This window comes from Ilumatobacteraceae bacterium (genome assembly GCA_033344875.1).
Lineage (GTDB): Bacteria > Actinomycetota > Acidimicrobiia > Acidimicrobiales > Ilumatobacteraceae > Ilumatobacter.
Map to the genome: position 1 here is coordinate 4,619,021 of JAWPMO010000001.1, position 17,901 is coordinate 4,636,921.

17 protein-coding genes are annotated in these 17,901 nt (G+C 68.7%); 10 read left to right on the plus strand and 7 right to left on the minus strand.

Translation table 11 applies throughout. The features are described from left to right. The first annotated feature begins 11 nt into the window (after positions 1–11). The 9 genes from pyrH to R8G01_21855 all read left to right on the plus strand — a co-directional run bounded on the left by pyrH (position 12) and on the right by R8G01_21855 (position 8,655). Positions 12–755: a UMP kinase gene (pyrH, locus tag R8G01_21815; GenBank protein MDW3216644.1), complete on the plus strand. Its 744-nt coding sequence runs from the start codon at positions 12–14 to the stop codon at positions 753–755. A 56-nt stretch (positions 756–811) separates the two neighbouring features. Further along, positions 812–1,369, plus strand: coding sequence for a ribosome recycling factor (frr, locus tag R8G01_21820; protein ID MDW3216645.1), 558 nt, complete (start codon positions 812–814; stop codon positions 1,367–1,369). 38 nt (positions 1,370–1,407) lie between these two features. Next, positions 1,408–2,832, plus strand: a complete 1,425-nt coding sequence (locus R8G01_21825) for a phosphatidate cytidylyltransferase (protein MDW3216646.1) — start codon at positions 1,408–1,410, stop codon at positions 2,830–2,832. A 15-nt stretch (positions 2,833–2,847) separates the two neighbouring features. Next, positions 2,848–4,002 carry a 1-deoxy-D-xylulose-5-phosphate reductoisomerase gene (gene dxr / locus R8G01_21830; GenBank protein ID MDW3216647.1) on the plus strand — a complete coding sequence of 385 codons (1,155 nt, stop codon included), beginning with the start codon at positions 2,848–2,850 and terminating at the stop codon, positions 4,000–4,002. Further along, positions 4,003–5,289, plus strand: a complete 1,287-nt coding sequence (locus R8G01_21835) for a M50 family metallopeptidase (GenBank protein MDW3216648.1) — start codon at positions 4,003–4,005, stop codon at positions 5,287–5,289. A gap of 411 nt (positions 5,290–5,700) precedes the next feature. Continuing rightward, positions 5,701–5,970 (plus strand): hypothetical protein, encoded by a 270-nt coding sequence (locus R8G01_21840; GenBank protein ID MDW3216649.1) that lies wholly within the window; start codon positions 5,701–5,703, stop codon positions 5,968–5,970. Positions 5,971–6,077: 107 nt separating this feature from the next. Further along, entirely contained in the window at positions 6,078–6,581 is a 504-nt protein-coding gene (locus R8G01_21845; GenBank protein ID MDW3216650.1) for a nitroreductase family protein, read from the plus strand. A 75-nt stretch (positions 6,582–6,656) separates the two neighbouring features. Beyond that, the gene (gene ispG / locus R8G01_21850) at positions 6,657–7,886 is read left to right on the plus strand and encodes a flavodoxin-dependent (E)-4-hydroxy-3-methylbut-2-enyl-diphosphate synthase (protein ID MDW3216651.1); all 1,230 of its coding nucleotides are present in this window, start codon (positions 6,657–6,659) and stop codon (positions 7,884–7,886) included. 43 nt (positions 7,887–7,929) lie between these two features. After that, positions 7,930–8,655, plus strand: a complete 726-nt coding sequence (locus tag R8G01_21855; protein ID MDW3216652.1) for a hypothetical protein — start codon at positions 7,930–7,932, stop codon at positions 8,653–8,655. A gap of 17 nt (positions 8,656–8,672) precedes the next feature. On the opposite strand, the gene manA is transcribed toward R8G01_21855, so the two are convergent. Beyond that, a complete protein-coding gene (gene manA, locus R8G01_21860) occupies positions 8,673–9,635 on the minus strand; it encodes a mannose-6-phosphate isomerase, class I (protein MDW3216653.1) in 963 nt (320 codons plus the stop codon). A 115-nt stretch (positions 9,636–9,750) separates the two neighbouring features. Between manA and R8G01_21865 the strand changes: the two genes are divergently transcribed. Further along, positions 9,751–10,626: a hypothetical protein gene (locus R8G01_21865; protein MDW3216654.1), complete on the plus strand. Its 876-nt coding sequence runs from the start codon at positions 9,751–9,753 to the stop codon at positions 10,624–10,626. Between the two features lie 6 nt (positions 10,627–10,632). On the opposite strand, the gene R8G01_21870 is transcribed toward R8G01_21865, so the two are convergent. The 6 genes from R8G01_21870 to R8G01_21895 all read right to left on the minus strand — a co-directional run bounded on the left by R8G01_21870 (position 10,633) and on the right by R8G01_21895 (position 17,848). Continuing rightward, on the minus strand, positions 10,633–11,262 hold the full coding sequence (locus tag R8G01_21870; protein MDW3216655.1) for an MBL fold metallo-hydrolase: 630 nt from the start codon (positions 11,260–11,262) through the stop codon (positions 10,633–10,635). Beyond that, positions 11,262–12,353 (minus strand): S-(hydroxymethyl)mycothiol dehydrogenase, encoded by a 1,092-nt coding sequence (locus R8G01_21875; GenBank protein MDW3216656.1) that lies wholly within the window; start codon positions 12,351–12,353, stop codon positions 11,262–11,264. The genes R8G01_21870 and R8G01_21875 overlap by 1 nt, the downstream gene beginning before the upstream one ends. Positions 12,354–12,416: 63 nt before the next feature. Next, complete coding sequence (locus R8G01_21880; protein ID MDW3216657.1) at positions 12,417–13,298, minus strand: hypothetical protein; 882 nt, start codon at positions 13,296–13,298, stop codon at positions 12,417–12,419. 63 nt (positions 13,299–13,361) lie between these two features. After that, a complete protein-coding gene (gene nucS / locus R8G01_21885; protein ID MDW3216658.1) occupies positions 13,362–14,033 on the minus strand; it encodes an endonuclease NucS in 672 nt (223 codons plus the stop codon). 163 nt (positions 14,034–14,196) lie between these two features. Continuing rightward, a complete protein-coding gene (locus tag R8G01_21890; GenBank protein ID MDW3216659.1) occupies positions 14,197–15,795 on the minus strand; it encodes an AarF/UbiB family protein in 1,599 nt (532 codons plus the stop codon). Positions 15,796–15,880: 85 nt separating this feature from the next. Then, the gene (locus R8G01_21895; protein ID MDW3216660.1) at positions 15,881–17,848 is read right to left on the minus strand and encodes a hypothetical protein; all 1,968 of its coding nucleotides are present in this window, start codon (positions 17,846–17,848) and stop codon (positions 15,881–15,883) included. Positions 17,849–17,901: the final 53 nt, after the last annotated feature.

The window sequence follows — 17,901 nt, forward strand, 5'->3', positions numbered from 1 at the left end:
ACTCTCCGGCGATGTCTGACGAGCAGCCCGTGACACCGACGCCTCGCTGGAAGCGGATCGTGTTCAAGCCGTCGGGTGAGGCGCTCGCCGGCGAGTCGGGTCGGGGACTCGACGGGCCGACGCTCGATCAGACGGCGACCGAGATCATCGACATCCGTCAGAACCTCGGCGTCGACGTCGCCGTCGTGGTCGGTGGGGGCAACTTCTGGCGTGGCCGTACCGGCGCGATGGAGGGGATGGACGCGACGCAGAGCGATCACATCGGCATGCTCGGCACGGTCATGAACGCCCTCGCGCTCCAAGATGCGCTCGAGCGGCGTGGTCAGCCCACCCGCGTGCAGTCGGCGATCGAGATGCCCCGGATCGCCGAGCCGTACATCCGACGCCGGGCGATGCGGCACCTCGAGAAGGGCCGCGTCGTCATCTTTGCCGCCGGTACCGGCAACCCGTTCTTCACCACCGACACCGCCGCCGCCCTGCGAGCTGCGGAGATCGAGGCCGACGCGCTGCTCAAGGGCACCCATTCGGGCGTCGACGGGGTCTACGACAGCGATCCACGCACGAACGCCGACGCGGCGAAGTACGACGAGATCGACTACATGGACGTCATGAACCAGGACCTCAAGGTCATGGACGCGACCGCGATCGCCTTCTGTCGCGACAACGAGATCCCGATCGTGGTGTTCGACATGTCCGCCGACGGCGCGCTCCGGACGATCCTGACCGGCGGCGACGTCGGCACGATCATTCACTGACGCACGTTCGCGGCGTATCTCCCCCCGTCGCCCAATCCCTGGTTACGCTGGTCCGTGTGACCGAAGAAACCCTGCTCGATGCCATGGACAAGATGGACAAGGCGGTCGAGCACGTCCAAGTCCAGTTCTCGACCGTCCGAACGGGCCGTGCTGCGCCGGCGCTCGTCGAGCGCTTGACGGCGGAGTACTACGGTGCGCAGGTGCCGATCCAGCAGATGGCGTCGATCTCGGTGCCGGAGGCCCGGATGCTGATGGTCAAGCCACACGACCGCAGCTCGCTCGGGGCGATCGAGCGGGCCATTCGCGACAGCGACCTGGGCGTGTCGCCCAACAACGACGGCGTCGTCATCCGATTGAACTTCCCGCCGTTGACCGAGGAGCGTCGTCGCGACTACGTCAAGGTCGTCAAGACGATGTCCGAGGACGGCCGCATCGCGATCCGGAACATCCGTCGCGATGCCCGCAAGGCGATGGAGGCATCGGAGAAGGCCGGCGACATCTCGGCCGACGATCTCGAGCGGGCCGAGAAGGAACTCGAGAAGATCACTGCCGAACACGTCGACAAGATCGACGCCGCGTTCGGACGCAAGGAAGCAGAGCTGCTCGAGGTCTGAGCCCGAGCTGATCACCTGATGGGGAAGGGACGCAATCGATGAGCGATGAGAGCTGGCGGAGTCGCCGCGACGACGATTTCAGCGAGTTCGGCTCGTTGTTCGACGACGCCGAGCCGACGCAGAACCTGCCGCCCGTCGCCGCCGAGCCCGATGCGGAATCCTCCGACGCGATCACCTTCGGCGACAGCGACACCGGATCGCTGCCGCACTGGACCGAACCGCCGACCGGTGAGATCCCGCGCTTCGAGGCGCAGGCCGACGCCGGTCACGACGATGACGAAGAACTCGACGTGTGGTCGTCGTTCTCGTCGGAGTCGCCCGTGTGGAAAGACGACGAACCCGCCGTCACCGACAGCGGGGCGGTCGACGAACAGCTGCCCACGGCGCAGCACCGTCGGGTGACCGACGAACACGGCGCCGTGTCCGGTCAGCACCGTCGGGTCACCGGCGAGTCGGCGGCCGTCGAGAGCGAGCCGAGCCGCATCACGATCGGTACCGACCCGTCCGGTATGCCCCGGCGCCAGCCCCCTTCGCCCCGCCGCCGCGGCGGAGGCACCCCGCCGCCGCGGGCCACCCACGCGCCGGCGCCCCGAGCGTCGGGCCGTGACATGCCGGCGGCGATCGCCGTCGGCCTCGGTCTCGCCGCAGCGTTCATCGCCGCACTCATGTACAAGCCGGTCGCCGCCGCCGCCCTGATCGTCGTGATCCTCGGTCTGGCCGCCGTCGAGTTCTACGACAAGGTCGCCGAAAAGGGTTACCGGCCGGCCGTCGTCCCGGGGATCGTCGCCTGCGTCGCCGCCCCGCTGACCGCCTATTGGCTCGGTGTCGGCGCATTGCCGCTCGTCTTCGCGTTCGGGTTCATGGCCACGGCTGCGAGTTTCATCGGCGCCCGCAGCGTCGAGGCCGGTCCGATGCCGAACGTGTCGATCACCACGCTCGGCATCGTCTGGATCGGCTTGCTCGGTTCGTTCGCGATGCTGATCCTGCGTTTCTCGACCAACTCGGGCAGCCTGCTCGAGGTGGCCGAGCATCGAGGCACCGACACGTTGTTCCTGTTGGCGCTGGGTGTCGTCGCCAACGACGTCGGCGCGCTGTTCGTCGGGTCGGCCGTCGGGCGCACCCCGCTCCGCCACTGGATCAGCCCCAACAAGACCGTCGAGGGTTTCATGGGTGGAGCGATGCTCACGGTGATCGCCCTCATGCTCGTCGGCATCAGTGAGAGCAGCTCGACCTGGACCTCCTACTGGCATCTGCTGGCGCTCGCCGTGGTGATCTCGATCATGGCGCCGATGGGCGATCTCGTCGAGAGCATGTTCAAGCGCAACCTCGACGTGAAGGACTTCGGTTCGATCGTGAAGGGTCACGGCGGCATCCTCGACCGGTTCGACGGGTTCCTGTTCAGCCTCCCGGCCGTGTACTACCTCACCCTCGTCCTCGAGCCCTGGACGAACTTCGTCGGCTGATCCCGACGCTCGTCGATGGCTCCGGTCCGAGTCGCGATCGCCGGTTCCACCGGTTCGATCGGCACGCAGACGCTCGACGTCATCCGAGCCGAAGGGCTCGACCGGTACGAGGTGGTTGCGCTCGGTGTCGGTTCCTCCGCCGACGCCCTGATCGAACAGGCCCGTGAGTTCCGTCCGGCGGTCGTGGCGGTCGCCGACGAGGCCGAACGGAAGCGAGTTGCGGCCGAACTCCCCGACGTCTACGTCGTCGCCGACCAGGCCGAACTGATCGTCGACGCCGATGTCGTGATCAACGGCGTCGTCGGTTTCGCCGGGCTGTCGGTCACCACCGAGACCCTGCGTGCCGGTAAGCGCCTCGGGCTGGCCAACAAGGAGAGCCTGATCGCCGCCGGCCCGGTGGTGCAGCCGCTGCGCGACACGCCGGGCGCCGAACTGGTGCCGGTCGACAGCGAGCACTGTGCGGTGCACCAGTGTCTCCGATCGTCGCTCGATCCGCGTGAGATCAGCGGCATCGTGCTGACGGCGAGCGGCGGTCCGTTCCGTGGTCGATCCGCCGACGAACTCGCCTCGGTCACCGTCGCCGAAGCGCTGAAACATCCGACCTGGTCGATGGGTCCGAAGATCACGGTGGACTCCAGCACCCTGATGAACAAGGGCCTCGAGGTCATCGAGGCGCACGAACTGTTCGGCGTCGCCTACGACGACATCGACGTCGTCGTCCACCCGCAGTCGATCGTGCACTCGATGGCCGAGTTCACCGACGGTTCGACGATCGCCCAGCTCAGCATGCCCGACATGCGGTTGCCGATCGGCTACGCCCTCGGGTATCCCCATCGGATCGGCACTGCGTTCGGTCGCATCGACTGGACCACGCTGTCACGCCTCGACTTCGAACCGCCTGACCGGGCGACGTTCCGCTGCCTCGATCTCGCCTACGCGGTCGGTCGCGCCGGCGGTGCGGCGCCGGCGTGGCTCAGCGCGGCGAACGAAGTCGCCGTCGACGCATTCCTCGACGGGCTCATCTCGTGGACGGGAATTGCCGATGTGTGTGCTGCGGTGCTCGACGAGTATGACGGCGTCGCACCAGATACTGTCCACGATGTCATCGCCGCCGACGGCACGGCCCGTCGCCGAGCAGAGCGTGTGATCCAGCAGAGATTGGCGAAGTAGATGTCCACCGACGAACGAACGGAAGCGAAGCCGCAGCACGGCCGGTTCACCAGTGAGGTGATGGCCGGCGGCTCGGTCGTGGAGAAGTCCGACGACGAGCTCGTCGGTGGTCTCCGCGGCGCCGTCGGGGTGCTCGGCGTGGTCGCACTCATCGGCATCCTCGGGCTGTTCAGCATCTGGTGGCTGGTGTTCGTCGTCGGGGTGCTGATCGCGATCTTCCTGCACGAGACCGGCCACTTCGTCACCGCTCGCTGGACCGGCATGAAGGCGACGCAGTTCTTCATCGGGTTCGGACCCCGACTGTGGAGTTTCCGCCGGGGCGAGACCGAGTACGGCGTGCGAGCGCTACCGCTCGGTGCGTTCGTCCGCATCATCGGCATGAACAACATGGACGAGGTCGAGGCGGGCGACGAGGATCGCACCTATCGCTCGAAGAGCTACCCGAAGCGGCTGCTCGTGATCTCGGCCGGATCGATCATGCACATGCTGATCGCGATCGCGCTGCTGTTCGTGGTGTACGTCGCCGACGGCGAGGTCGTCGAGCGCGACGGTGCCGAGATCGGCATCGTCCAGGAAGCCGGTCCCGCGGCCGTCGCCGGCCTCGAGCCGGGCGACGTGGTGCTGTCGATCGACGGCGAAGAGGTCGGTGGTTCCGCCGATCTCGGACGTCTGGTCCAGGCCAACGAGCCGGGCACCTCGCTCGCGTTCGACGTGCTCCGTGAGGGGCAGGCGCTCACGATCCCCGTGACGCTCGGTGCCAACACCGACGAGGAATCGGTCCTCTTCGGCAAGCCGTACGTCGGTGTGTCGAGCGGGGCCTACTACGACACGATCGAACACTCCGTCCCCGCCGCCGCCGTCAACGCGGTCACCGACATCTTCCCGACCTCGTGGGAGATGACCAAGGGTGCGGTTCGGGTGCTGAACCCGGTCAACATCTTCACGCACGTCACGGGCAGCAACGACGACCTCGAGACCCGTCCGACCACCCTGGTCGGGGTCACCGGCCTCAGTGACGACGTCGGCGACGCCCAGGGGATCATCGGCATCCTGTTCCTGCTCGCCGTGCTGAACGTGTTCGTCGGCGTGTTTAACATGTTCCCGCTGCTGCCGCTCGACGGCGGCCACGCGGCGATCGCCACCTACGAGCGGTTGCGCGAGCGCGGCGGCCAGCGGTACTACGCGGACGTCGCCAAGATGATGCCGTTCGCCATGGCGGTGATGACGGTGTTGCTGTTCCTGTTCATGAGCGGGCTCTACCTCGACATCACCGACCCCGTCGGCTGAGCGGGGCCGTTTTCCGCCCTGGCGGCGTTGCGCCTCGCCGCTCACAGCCCGAAGGCTGTTCGGGCTCGTCGCGCCTTGCCAGGACGAAAACCGATCCCCGCTCAGCTTCGCTGCTGGTCGCGGCTGGGACGGTGGTGTGTGGGTGGTGCGGTTGCGTTGGTGGCGTTGCGGCTCGCGGCTGACAACTCGAAGGCTGTTCGGGTTGCCCGGTGTCGGCGCGTAGAAGCGTTGTCCGCCTCAGCGGCTACTCGATGCGATTGACGTCGGCGTTGGTGTTGCCGAAATGGGCGTTTGGTTCCGATCCCGCCCGCACTGGGGACGCTAGGCCGGGACCGGGTGGACTTGCGGTCGTGGTGATGACCGCATCTCTGCGCTCATCTGGTGAGTGCAGCTGTCGGTAGTGTTGGCACCATGAGCTCTGCTCTCGGCGTTGCGGGCGACACTTCGAGCGTCGTGGTGGAGAAGGTCGTCGAGTGGTGGCGTGGGATGTCCGCCGGCGAGAAACTCGATCAGGTTGTCGAACTGAATCGGACGTGCGAACGGCTGTCCGAGGCCGGCGTCCGTGCTCGTTATCCGGAGGCCGGTGGTGACGAGGTGCGGCTACGGGTGTTGGCGTTGCGGCTCGGCCGTGATGTGATGGTCGAGGTGTACGGCTGGGATCCGACGGTTGAAGGCTGGTAGGTCGTGACACCACTCGAGCATGTGGTGTCGCTCGGGCGGATCCTCGATGAGCTCGGGATTGCGTGGGTGCTGGGAGGCTCGCTGGCGAGCGTGAGGGCGATCGGCTGGTGAGGCTGGTTCGGTCGATGCGGGCGGTTCGGACGTTCACGGCCGAGGCGGTCGACGATGCCGTGCTCACGCAGATCCTCGATGTCGCCCGATGGGCGGGGTCGGCCCGGAACCGACAGCCGTGGCACTGGACGGTCTGTCGTGGCGCTCGTCTTCGTCGTGAGCTGGCACGATCCGGCCCGTACGCCGGGTTCCTGACGGATGCTCCCGTGGTCGCCGTGCTCAGCGTCGACTCCGATACCGGGGGAGCGGACGGCGAGTTCGACTGCGGTCGAGCGGCGCAGCAGCTCCTCGTTGCCGCCGCCGCGGTCGGGCTCGGGGCGTGCCCGGTGACGCTCGACCCCGACCGTGTCGTCGGCCTGCGGACGCTGCTCGGCTTGGACGACCGGTGGTCACCCCGCTGGGCGATCGCCCTCGGGCACCCGGCACCGCCTCCCACGGAGGGGCGTTCGGCGATCCCACGCGGTCGCCGGGCCCTCGATGACGTCGTGACCTGGCGGTGACATCACCGGTGCGGCGCGATGTGCCCGATGCCCTACGCCATGAACGGGTGTCGGCGCGGTAGCGTCGGTCGTGCCATGGACGTGACCGACTGGAAGACCGAGCGGCGGAAGACCCGCCAGATCATGGTGGGCGACGTGCCCGTCGGCGGTGACGCCCCCATCAGCATCCAGTCGATGACGATCACCAAGACGGCCGACGTCGACGGCACGCTGCAGCAGATCTACGCGCTCGCAGCCGCCGGATGCGACATCGTGCGGTGCACCTGCAACGAGCAGGCGGCCGCCGAAGGCCTCGCCCAGATCGTTCCCCGCTCACCCGTGCCGATCATCGCCGACATCCACCACCAGTACAAGATGGCGCTGGCGGCCATGGAGGCCGGCGTCCACGGGCTCCGGCTCAACCCCGGCAACATCCGCAAGCCCGAGCACATCAAAGCCGTCGCCAGCGAGGCTCGCGACCGGCAGATCCCGATCCGGATCGGTGTCAACGCCGGCTCGCTCGACCCGGCGCTCTACGAGAAGTACGGCGGAGCGACGCCCGAGGCGATGGTCGAATCGGCCCAGCGCGAGATGGCGTACTTCCACGAGGTCGACTTCGACCTGATGAAGATCTCCGTCAAGGCGTCGAGCGTGCCGCTGATGGTCGAGGCATACCGGCAGCTGTCGGCCGTCACCGATGTGCCGCTGCACCTCGGCGTGACCGAGGCCGGGCCGCCGCCCGCCGGGCTGGTCAAGGCCACCGCCGGTATCGCCACGCTCCTGATGGAGGGCATCGGCGACACCATCCGGTACTCGCTCACCGCCGACCCCGTCGAAGAAGCCAAGGCCGGCCGCCAGCTGCTCGAAGCGCTGGGCCTGCGTGAACGCAAGAACGTCGACCTGATCGCGTGCCCCTCGTGCGGCCGCGCGGAGGTCGACGTGATCGACGTCGCCAACCGGGCCATGGAGGCGTTCGGCGAGCGCGAGCTCCCGCTCCAGGTCGCCGTGATGGGATGCGTCGTCAACGGGCCGGGCGAGGCTCGCGAGGCCGACATCGGCATCGCCGCCGGCAACAAGCGCGGTCATCTGTTCGTCAAGGGCCGCAACATTGCGGTCGTGCCCGAAGACGAGATGGTCGACGCGCTCGTCGAGTGGGCGGAGTTCATCAACGAACACGGGACCGACGCAGCGATCGCCAAGGCCGACACGGCGGTGGCCGAACGCGAGGCGGCCCGCGACCGTTCGGCGCTGCTCGAAGCGCAGGGTGACGATGCCAATGCCGCCGGCGAGAAGATCGTCGAGATCCGCAAGACGGTGTCGGGCTGACCCGACTCGCTACCTCACTCGCCGGAGTGTGAGCATGGGGTGCATGACCCCCGTCGAGATCATGCGAGCCACCGACGCGATCGGCACCGTCGGTGCGGCGTTCTACTTCCACCCCGACACGCTGGCCCGCGGCAAGGCCGCCGGTCTCGACGGGTTCCGCTTCTACATCCTCGGGCGCGGCGGCGTGCTCGGCGACGTCGAACCGGCCGTCGTGCACGGCGCGTTCGGCTACTTCCATCCCGGTCTGATCGCCAAGATGTGGACCACCGCCGCCGAGCGTGTGGCGCCCCGTGAGGCCGCCCGCATGTACCACCAGTGCGCGCACGAACTCGGACGTTCGGCGCTGGCGGAGGTCGACGGACTCGACGGGTTCGTCGACGCTGCGTCGCAGATCATCGGCTCGGTCGAGGGAGCGTCGCTGCCGCTGTTCACGGCGATGCGGGCCGAACCCGTCCCCGAGGATGCTCCGGCCGCCGCCATCCACCAGGCGATGGTGCTCCGCGAACTCCGCGGTAGCGTGCACCTGCTCGCACTGGTCGCTCAGGGGCTCGACAGCGCCACGGCGCACGCGATCAAGCGGCCCGACGACGTGACCGTCTTCGGCTACGAGACGGCACCCGACGTGACCGACGACGACCGTGCAACGTGGCAGCGAGCCGATGACATGACCGACGAACTGTTGACGCCCGCCTACGCGTCGCTCAGCGATGCACAGGCCGACGCACTCGTCGCCGGAACCGCCGCGATCGCCGCCGCCCTCGGCGTCTGATCGACTCTCCGCCGGGGTCAGCCGTCGATCGGGACCGTCACGTACGTGACCTCGTCGGCGACCAGCCGATCGCCGGGTGCGGCGTACCAGCTGTTGCCGAGCAGGTCGATCGACAGCTCGTGGTCGCTGGCGACGTGCGACTCGCCCGGTCCCAGGCGGAGCAACGACACGCCCGCATCGGGCAGGTCGTAGCGGGTCCCCGACGGCAACGTCGGCTCGACCAGCGGCGTCGGATCGACAGTGGCGAGCAGGAGGTCGACGTCGACCGGTTTGGTCGTGAGGCCGCCGCGCACCACGTTGTCGCTCGCGCCCATGAGTTCGACGCCGGCGCCGTGGAGGTAGGCGTGCAGATTGCCCGCATCGAGCCGGATTGCGTCACCAGGCTTCAACGTGATCAGGTTGAGCAACAGCGTCGCGGCGACGCTCGGATCGCCGGGGTAGCGCTCGGCCAACCGGCGGACCCACTCGGCTTCGGGAAGTGACGAATCGGCGCACGCATCGACGATCGGCAGGGGATCGATCGTGTGACGGTACAGACCCTCGAGCGCCGCACCGGGACCGTGCTCGGCAAGCACGTCGGCGAGCGCCTCGATGTCGAGTCCGCGGAGCAGACCGAGCGTGGCGTCGACGGGGCGGACCCCACACAAGGCCTGGAACGGCGTGAGCGCACACAGCAGTTCGGGCTTGGGGTTGGCGTCGAGGAAGACACCGCGTTCGAACCCCGCCCTGGCCTGCTCCCGGTCGGGATGGGTCTGGAGCGAGAGCGGGCGCGAGCAGGCGAGCACCTTGAGCAGGTAGGGGAGCGGGCCGCTGACGTCGACGAGCGGTGCGCCATCGTCGAACATCGACGGCCCGTTCGGATGGGTACCGAGCCACAGTTCGGCCCAGGGTCGGCCGTCGGGATCGAGCCCGAGCAGCGCGGGGATGAACGTCGGGTCTCCCCAGTCGTAGTGCCGGACGATCCCTTCGATGCGCTGCACCTTGCCGACCTTATCCCGGTGTCAGTGACGGCGACTGCGGCGTCCGATGCCGGGTGGATCCGGTACATCCGGATGTTTTCGGGAACTGCGATCGGGGTAGGAACGTCGAAGAACCATGCAACGACGCAACAACCCCCAACTCCGCCTCGCTGCCGCCACCGCCACCGTGGCGCTCGTCCTCGCCGCTTGCGGCGACGACGGCGCCGAGCCGGTCGCGCAGCCGGGCGACAGCATTCCCACCCCCGATACGACGGTCCCAGCGACCGACGCTCCGTCCGACGATGCCCTGGAGCATCCGACCGGTGCCGACGAGGTCGTGGTCGAGATCGGCTACGAGGGCGGCTTCATGCCGGTCGACGGCGTGTTCACGCAACTCCCGCTCCTCCTGGTCGCCGGCGATGGCAGCCAATACGTCCAGGGGCCCCAGATCGAGATCTACCCGGGCCCGCTCCTGCCGAACGTGCAGGTCAGCGACATCGGGGAGGACGGCATCCAGTCGCTCCTCGACCTCGCCGCCGAGCACGGCCTCTTGACCGAGCGCGAGTACGACGCGCCCGACAACGTCGCCGACGCCCCCGACACCGTGGTGACCATCCATGCGAACGGCGAGACCTACGTCCATCGAGCCTACGCGCTCGGCATCGGCGGACTCGACGGCTCCGCGGAGACCGGCGACCGCGGCGAGCTGCAGGCGTTCGTCGAGGCGGCGACCGCCGGCCAACTCGAAGGCGAGCGCCGTTTCGAACCCGACACGTTCCTCGTCAGGGCCACCCCGGTCGACGACCTGTCGGCCTACGAGGTCGAGCCGACCGTGCTCGACTGGCCGGCCGACGTGACGCTGGCGCTGGCCGACGCCGGTGATTGTGCCGAGGTGCCCGCCGCCGAGGTCGCCGAGATGTTCGCCGACGCGAACCAACTGACGTTCTACGTCGACGGTGACGTGACGTACCAGATCTCGGTCAAGCCCGAGCTCCCCGGCAGCGGCTGCTGAGCGAACTCAGGCGACACCGAGCTCGGCGGCCCGCGCCATCACGGTCTCGCGCTCGTCGCGGATCGTGGTGGTGTCGCCGTGCCCGGTGTGCACGATCGTCTCGTCGGGCAGCGTGAGCAGCTGCGAGATGATCGACCGCAGGATTGTCGGCTCGTCGCTGTAGCTGCGCCCCGTGGCACCGGGGCCACCACAGAACAGCGTGTCGCCCGACACCACGAGACCGGACGCCTGGTCGTGGAAGCAGCAGCATCCCGGTGAATGACCAGGCGTGTGGAGGATGCCGAGCGAGTGACCCCCGACGTCGATGGTCTCTCCGGGGATCACGGCACCGTCGGTGTCGTGGCCCGGCCACACGACGTCCCACAGCATCCGGTCGTCGGTGTGGAGCAGGATCGGGGCGTCGACGGCATCACGGAGTGGTACGGCGGCGTTGATGTGGTCGTTGTGGCCGTGTGTGAGCACGATCGCCTTGACCCGACGGCCGTTGATGCCGTCGATGATCGGCTGGGCGTCGTGGGCGGCGTCGAACACCACGACTTCGCGGTCGTCGCCGACGATCCAGATGTTGTTCGTGACCTCCCATTCGCCGCCGTCGAGAGCGAAGATCCCGTCGGTGGTGACCAGTTCGATCGCCATCAGGAGTCGACTACCACGACGCTGCGGAGGACCTCGCCGCGCTCCATCTTGTGGAACGCTTCCTCGACGTCGCCGATCCCGATCGTCTCGCTCACGAACCGGTCGAGGTCGAGTCGGCCCTGTCGGTACAGGTCGATCAGCATGGGGAAGTCGCGGCTGGGCAGGCAGTCGCCGTACCACGACGACTTCAGCGAACCGCCACGACCGAACATCTCGATGAACGGCAGCTCGACGGTGTGGTCGGGGTGCGGCACACCGACCAGCACCACGGTGCCGGCGAGGTCGCGCGCCTCGAACGCCTGCTTGTAGACGTGCGGGTTGCCGATCGCCTCGATGCAGACGTCGGCCCCGTTGCCGTCGGTGACCGACTTGACGAACTCGACGGCGTCGGTGTCGTTGGCGTTGCAGGTGTGCGTGGCGCCGAAGTCCTTGGCCCACTCGAGCTTCTGGTCGTCGATGTCGATCGCGATGATCGTGGAGGCGCCGGCCAGGTAGGCACCGGCGATGGCGGCGTCGCCGACGCCGCCGCACCCGAACACGGCGACCGAGTCACCGCGGGTGACCTCACCGGTGTTGATCGCCGCACCGAGTCCGGCCATCACGCCGCACCCGAGGAGTCCGGCCGCGGTGGCCGGTGCCTCGGGATCCACGGGGGTGCACTGACCCGAGTGCACCAGTGTCTTCTCGACGAACGCGCCGATGCCCAGGGCGGGGGAGAGTTCGGTGCCGTCCTCGAGGGTCATCTTCTGCGTGGCATTGAACGTGCTGAAGCAGTACCAGGGCTTGCCCTTGAGACACGACCGGCACGTGCCGCACACCGCACGCCAGTTGAGGATCACGTAGTCGCCCGGTGCGACGTTGGTGACACCCTCGCCGACCGACTCGACGATGCCGGCGGCCTCGTGGCCGAGCAGGAACGGGAACTCGTCGTTGATCCCACCCTCGCGGTAGTGCAGGTCGGTGTGGCAGACACCGCACGCCTGGATCTTGACGACCGCCTCGCCGGGGCCGGGGTCGGGAATGACGATCGTTTCGAGGGTGACGGGCTCGCCCTTGGCGCGGGCGACGACTCCTTGTACGTGCTGAGGCATGGCATCAGACCGTAGTGCACGACCGGGAACGTGTCCGGTCCCGCGGAACGGAAACCGGCAACTTCAGTCCGCGGGCGTGTGTGCGCCGAAGAAGCGGACGAACTCGCCCGCGAAGAAGTCGGCCAACACCTCGACGCCGACCTCGCTCGGATGGACCATGTCGTTGAACTCCACGCCCTCTCGGAGCGGTTCGAGGTCACGCGACAGGATGTGACCGACGTACTCGATGCGCTCGAGTTCGGGGTCCAACTCGGCGAACTGTGACTCGGTCGCGGCGAGTCGCGGTTCGAGCTCGGGGTCGGCGAGCGATTCGGCGGAGTGGGGGATCACGTACAGATAGGCCGGGATCCCGGTGGCGACGATCGTGTCGACGAGGCTGCGGACGTCGTCGCGCAGCGCTGAGACGTCGGTCTCGGGACGGGGTTCGAGCACGCAGGCGTAGTAGGCGTGCGCCGGCGTGATGCCCGAACACTCCTCGTGCCCGTCCCAGCTCAGCCACGACGGGTTGAGGATGACGACCAGCCCGTCGGTGTTCCGTTCGGCCGCCTGCTCGACCCGGGCCTCGACCTCACCCGGGAGTGGCGCGATCTTGGTGTCGGCGACCACGACGAGGGGTCGATCGCCGAGCATCGGTGAGCGAGCCATCACCGCCGCCGGGACCGAGCGCCCGTCGAGGTCGAGATCGGATCCGCCGATCCAGGTGAGGTGGACGGCCTCGTCGAGTCGATCGGCCGGGGTGGTCGCCGTCGCCGGTTCGTCGACCCGTGTGACCGTCGGTGGCGCCGTGTCGGCTGCCGTCGTGGACGACGGGGCGGGCGTCGTCGCCGCGGCGGGTTCGACCCGTTCGTCGTCGGAGGCACCGCACCCGGCGAGCACCGAGGTGGTCAGCGCGATGGCGGCGACGGCACGTCGCGTGGAGCGGCCGGTCTCACGGGATGGGATCACCGGTACCACGGTACCGATCCGTCGCCGACCGCGGGCCGCGGGCGGTGCGGGGCGGTTCGGGCGTCAGAACAGCCGGAGTTCGTCGGGTGCCATGCCCCGGAGGTCGTCGTAGTCGACCTCGACCCAGCGGAAACCTCGACTCTCGGCGAGCACCTTGGCCTGCGGCTTGATGGACTGGGCCACGAACACGCCGCGGATTTCGCCGAGCGACGAATCGAGCTGCAGCCGCTCGATGTAGCGACCGAGCTGCTCGACGCCGTCGATGTCGCCGCGCCGCTTCACCTCCACGGCGACCACCGTGTCCTCGGGGTCGCGGCAGACGAGGTCGATGGGCCCGATCGCCGTCGGGTACTCGCGTCGGACCAGCGTGAGCCCGTCCTCGATCGCCTGCGGCGAGGCGGCGAGGAGCTCTTGGAGGTGCGCCTCGACGCCGTCCTTCTGGAGCCCGGGGTCATCGCCGAGTTCGTGGGCGCTGTCGGCGAGCACCTCGTGCAGCGTGATCGTCAGCGTCTCCTTCTTGTGGTTCGTCACGACCCACTGGTGCACGTCGTCGTCGTGCACCTCGGTGATGATGTTGGGCGCGTTCATCCAGTTGAGTGGCTTGTAGGCGCCGCCGTCGGCGTGGATTGCCACACATCCGTCGGCCTTGACCATGATCAGCCGGTTCGCTTCGGGGAGATGGGCGGCCAGCCGACCGGCGTAGTCGACGGAACAGCGGGCGATCACGAGACGCACGGTGTGCGACCCTACCGATCGCGAGTTGTGCCTGGAGGATCAGCGGAGAGGTCGCTCCGCTCCTTTTCATTCCGCTGATCCCTCCCCGTATCCATTGGGAGGTCGAGCGGCCAGGTTCGGCAGAGCCTCACCTATCCGCTCGACCTCCAGGCACAACTCGTGATCAGCGGTGCTGTTCGACGTGGTGGCGCATGCGCTTCTGGATCAGCTCGCGGCGTGCCTGCAACTCGCGGTAGGTGAGGCTGTCGACGTCGGACTCGAGCCCGAAGCCGGCCTTGACCCCGTCGAAATCGAACTCGATGTCGGTCGAGGCGAGCCCGAGTTCGGTCGCGATCCGTTGCCCGTGGCGCTGGGCGAACATCATCGAGATGTTGGTGACCTCGGCGAGCAGGTCGAGGTCGGGTGCCAGGCGGGCGATCGCGCCGTCGAGGAACACCATGTTCTTGACGTACAGCATCAGCTCCTTGGGAAGCCGGGCGCCGTACCCGAGCAGCGCCTTCACGACCCGCTGCACCTCGTGCACCATCTCCTCACCGGTGAGCGTGGTCGGGTCGAGCGGCGGCCGGTCGAGGCCGAGGTCGACGATCACGGCGTCGAGGTCGGTGTCGCGGGGCAGGGCTCCCAGATCGCGCAGCGCCGCCAACTGGCCCTTGACGTCGTTGGTCGTGGCGCCGAGCATGAGGCGGAGGAAGGCGAGGCGGCGCTCTTGCGAGAGTCGTGCGACGATGCCGAAGTCGAGCAGTGCCGTGCGGCCGTCGGGGAGCACGAACAGGTTGCCGCCGTGCAGGTCGCCGTGGAAGACCCCGTGGATCATGGCGCCTTCCATGAAGGCGATCATCCCGGTCCGGATCACGGCTTCGGTGTCGATGCCGGCGTCCTGCATCCCGGCGACGTCGTCGAAGTTGAAGCCCGACAGCCGCTCCATGACCAGCACGCGTTTCGTTACGAGTTGCGGGTGTGGCCGCGGCACGACGTAGCCGTCCTGGCCCAGGTCGTGGATCACGGCGCCGACGTCGAGCATGTTGGCGGCCTCGAGCCGGAAGTCGAGTTCCTCGACGATCGTCTCCGCGAAGAGTTCGACCAGCGCCGGCGGGTTGGCGAGCGCGGCGACCGGGATCCTGCCGACGAGGTGCGGCGCGATCCACGCCATCGCCCGTAGGTCGTTGTGGACGAGCTTGCCGACCGACGGACGCTGGACCTTGACCACGACGTCTTCACCCGTCCGGAGGCGGGCGGCGTGCACCTGGGCGATCGACGCGGCGGCCAGCGGCTGTGTGTCGAAGTACTCGAACACGTCGTGCAGTCGGCAGCCGAGGTCCTGCTCGACCGTCAGCCGGACGGCGTCGAACGGCTCGGCCGGCACCTGGTCGCGGCACTTCTTGAACTCCTCGACCAGCTCCGGCGGGAACAGACCTTCACCGGAGGAGATGATCTGCCCGAGTTTGATGTAGCTCGGCCCGAGGGCCTCGGCGGCGAGCCGGAGACGCTGGGAGAGGTCGGCGCGGCTGGCCTCGGGCCCGGCGTACGCCCCTCGACGCTTGCGCCACCACCACGGGAGGATCGCCCGCGTGAGTCGGGCGACGACGACCGCCACCCGCCGCGCCGGCGGCCGTCGGGACGTGGCCGTGAGGCGTGGCACATCGGTGCGAGCCTTCGCCCGGAGCCGGTCGACCGGCGGCATCCAACGGATCGCCGACCGATCGAGCACCCAGGGGGCCTGCTCCGAGAAGGCGGCCCAGCTGCGATCATCCGGTGAGGCCATGTCCACATGATGCCGCGGCCGACCGAGGAATCGGGCGCGTCCGGCGCCTGGCACAGGTCAGCGAGTACCGGTCAGGGGGGACGGATCAGTGGGCGCCGTGGGCGCTGTCGCACAGGATCGACTCGCCCTCGGGGACCTGGCCGCCGGCGATGCCGTCGAGGGCGGCGAACGGCCCGCACTCGTGCGGGGTGATCCACACGTGGATCATCGGCGCCAGCGTGCCGTCGACGAGCGGCGGGGGACACGGTGATCCGACCGGCTTGATTCCGGCGACCTTCGGGGCTTCGGGGTCGTCGGTGAAGCAGAGGTCGCCGTGGACGTGCCACTGCATGAGGGCGCCACCGAAGTCGGGGACCTCGTCGAGCGGGGTGGTGCTCGGCATCATGAACATCGCCGACACGAGCCGCTTCGAGCCGTCGGGCTGCGGCTCGAAGACGAGGCTCTCTGGGTAGTCCGGGTCGAGGACGACGTCGTCGTCGATCCAATCCCACTGGATGTAGTGCTCGTGGCCGGTGGCGGCGTCACCGATCGACCGGAACCCGGCGGCCTCCACCGCGTCGAGATCGGCCCACTGCGGCAGGTCACGGACGGTGGCGGCGACGAGGTTCTCCGCGAACGCCTGCTGCTGGAGCGTGACCCCGTCGACGCCGCCCAGGTCGATCGGGAGTTCGGGGTCGTACGGGACCGTCGCAGCGGCGTCGTGGCCGACGGTGCCGTGGTCGTCGTGGCTGCACTGGTCCATGCGGGCGCCGTCGCTGACGCTCGCCTGTCCGGCGCCGTGACCTTCGAGCGCGGCGAACGGACCACATGCGTGCGGAGCGATCCAGACGTGGACCATCGGGTTCTCGCCGCCGGCGTTCAGCGTGCCGGGTGGGCAGGTGCCACCGAACGATTCGAGCACGCCGACGACGACGGGCACGCCGTCGCTGTCGAGGCCCCAGCAGAGGTTGTCGTGGACGTGCCACTGCATGAGCGGGCCGGCGAAGTCGGTGAGTGTCGGGTCGTCGATCGGCGTCTCGGCCGCGATGAACATCGCCGAGACGAGGGTCCGGTCGTCGCCGTCGACCTGGTACACGAGCGATTCGGGCGCCGTCGGGTCGAGGAACTTGTCGTCGTTGATCAGGTCGGTGTTGATGTAGTGCTCGAACCCGGTGCTCGCGTCACCGATCGAGCGATATCCGAGCGCCGGGAGGTCGGTCACGTCGGCGAACCGGGGGAGGTCGCGGATGGTGTCGGCCGTGAGCTGTTCGGCCCGGGCGCGCTGCTCGTCGGTGACCCCCTCGACACCCGAGAAGTCGATCGGCTGGGACGGGTCCCACGGCCGCGGCCACGCACCGGTCTCGGCCAGGTACTGCGCATGCTCGTCGTCGGTGTGTGCCGAGTGGTCGACGTCGGCGTCCGGGTCGGCAACGTCGTGGTCGTCGGTCGAATGATCGCCGTGGTCACCGCTCGCCAGCGCCGGTGCGAGCGCTTCGACGAGGTCGTCGCCCTGGGCGATGTGATCGTGACCGTCGTCGTGTTCGTCGCCGGTGGCCGTGGTGCTGCCGTGATCGTGGGTGTCGCTCGATGCCTCGCCGTGGCTGCTGTGTTCGTGGGCGGTCGCGTCGGCGAGGCCGGGTACCGTCAGGACACCGACGAGGATGGCTGCGCTGCTGATCGCCCTCGGCGGCAGCGCCACGGAGCGTGAGCCGAGCGTCGACGCCGCGCCGGCGACGGCGACCAGTGCGAGCGTCGCTGCGATCGTGTCGGCGAGGCCCGGACGTTGGGCGACCTGCAGCCCGTCGATCCACGACACACCGGTCAATCGGGCCGCGGCCCAACCGAGCACGGCGGCGGCGTTCACACCGATCAGGGCGAGGGCGGCGCGGCGGTCACCACGGACGAATCCAACGACGGCAGCGGCGGCCTGCGCGATCGCCAGCGCGATGAACACGCGGGCGAGTCCGGTGGTGTCGGCGTGTACCCCGGCGGCGGTGGCATGCAGGACAGCAGCTCCCGCTGACGCGATCGCCGGGATCGCCAGGCGATGGCCGACGGGCCACGTGTCGTCCATCGGGTCAGTCTACGAGGTGACCGGTTGACGACGCCGTCGGCGCTGCCCGGAGT

Coding starts and splice junctions, on each gene's coding strand:
- R8G01_21865 (MDW3216654.1), top strand. CDS start 9,751: ATGCAACGACGCAACAACCCCCAACTCCGCCTCGCTGCCGCCACCGCC.
- R8G01_21875 (MDW3216656.1), bottom strand. CDS start 12,353: ATGCCTCAGCACGTACAAGGAGTCGTCGCCCGCGCCAAGGGCGAGCCC.
- R8G01_21870 (MDW3216655.1), bottom strand. CDS start 11,262: ATGGCGATCGAACTGGTCACCACCGACGGGATCTTCGCTCTCGACGGC.
- R8G01_21840 (MDW3216649.1), top strand. CDS start 5,701: ATGAGCTCTGCTCTCGGCGTTGCGGGCGACACTTCGAGCGTCGTGGTG.
- R8G01_21890 (MDW3216659.1), bottom strand. CDS start 15,795: ATGGCCTCACCGGATGATCGCAGCTGGGCCGCCTTCTCGGAGCAGGCC.
- R8G01_21825 (MDW3216646.1), top strand. CDS start 1,408: ATGAGCGATGAGAGCTGGCGGAGTCGCCGCGACGACGATTTCAGCGAG.
- R8G01_21895 (MDW3216660.1), bottom strand. CDS start 17,848: ATGGACGACACGTGGCCCGTCGGCCATCGCCTGGCGATCCCGGCGATC.
- pyrH (MDW3216644.1), top strand. CDS start 12: ATGTCTGACGAGCAGCCCGTGACACCGACGCCTCGCTGGAAGCGGATC.
- R8G01_21855 (MDW3216652.1), top strand. CDS start 7,930: ATGACCCCCGTCGAGATCATGCGAGCCACCGACGCGATCGGCACCGTC.
- R8G01_21835 (MDW3216648.1), top strand. CDS start 4,003: ATGTCCACCGACGAACGAACGGAAGCGAAGCCGCAGCACGGCCGGTTC.
- ispG (MDW3216651.1), top strand. CDS start 6,657: ATGGACGTGACCGACTGGAAGACCGAGCGGCGGAAGACCCGCCAGATC.
- dxr (MDW3216647.1), top strand. CDS start 2,848: ATGGCTCCGGTCCGAGTCGCGATCGCCGGTTCCACCGGTTCGATCGGC.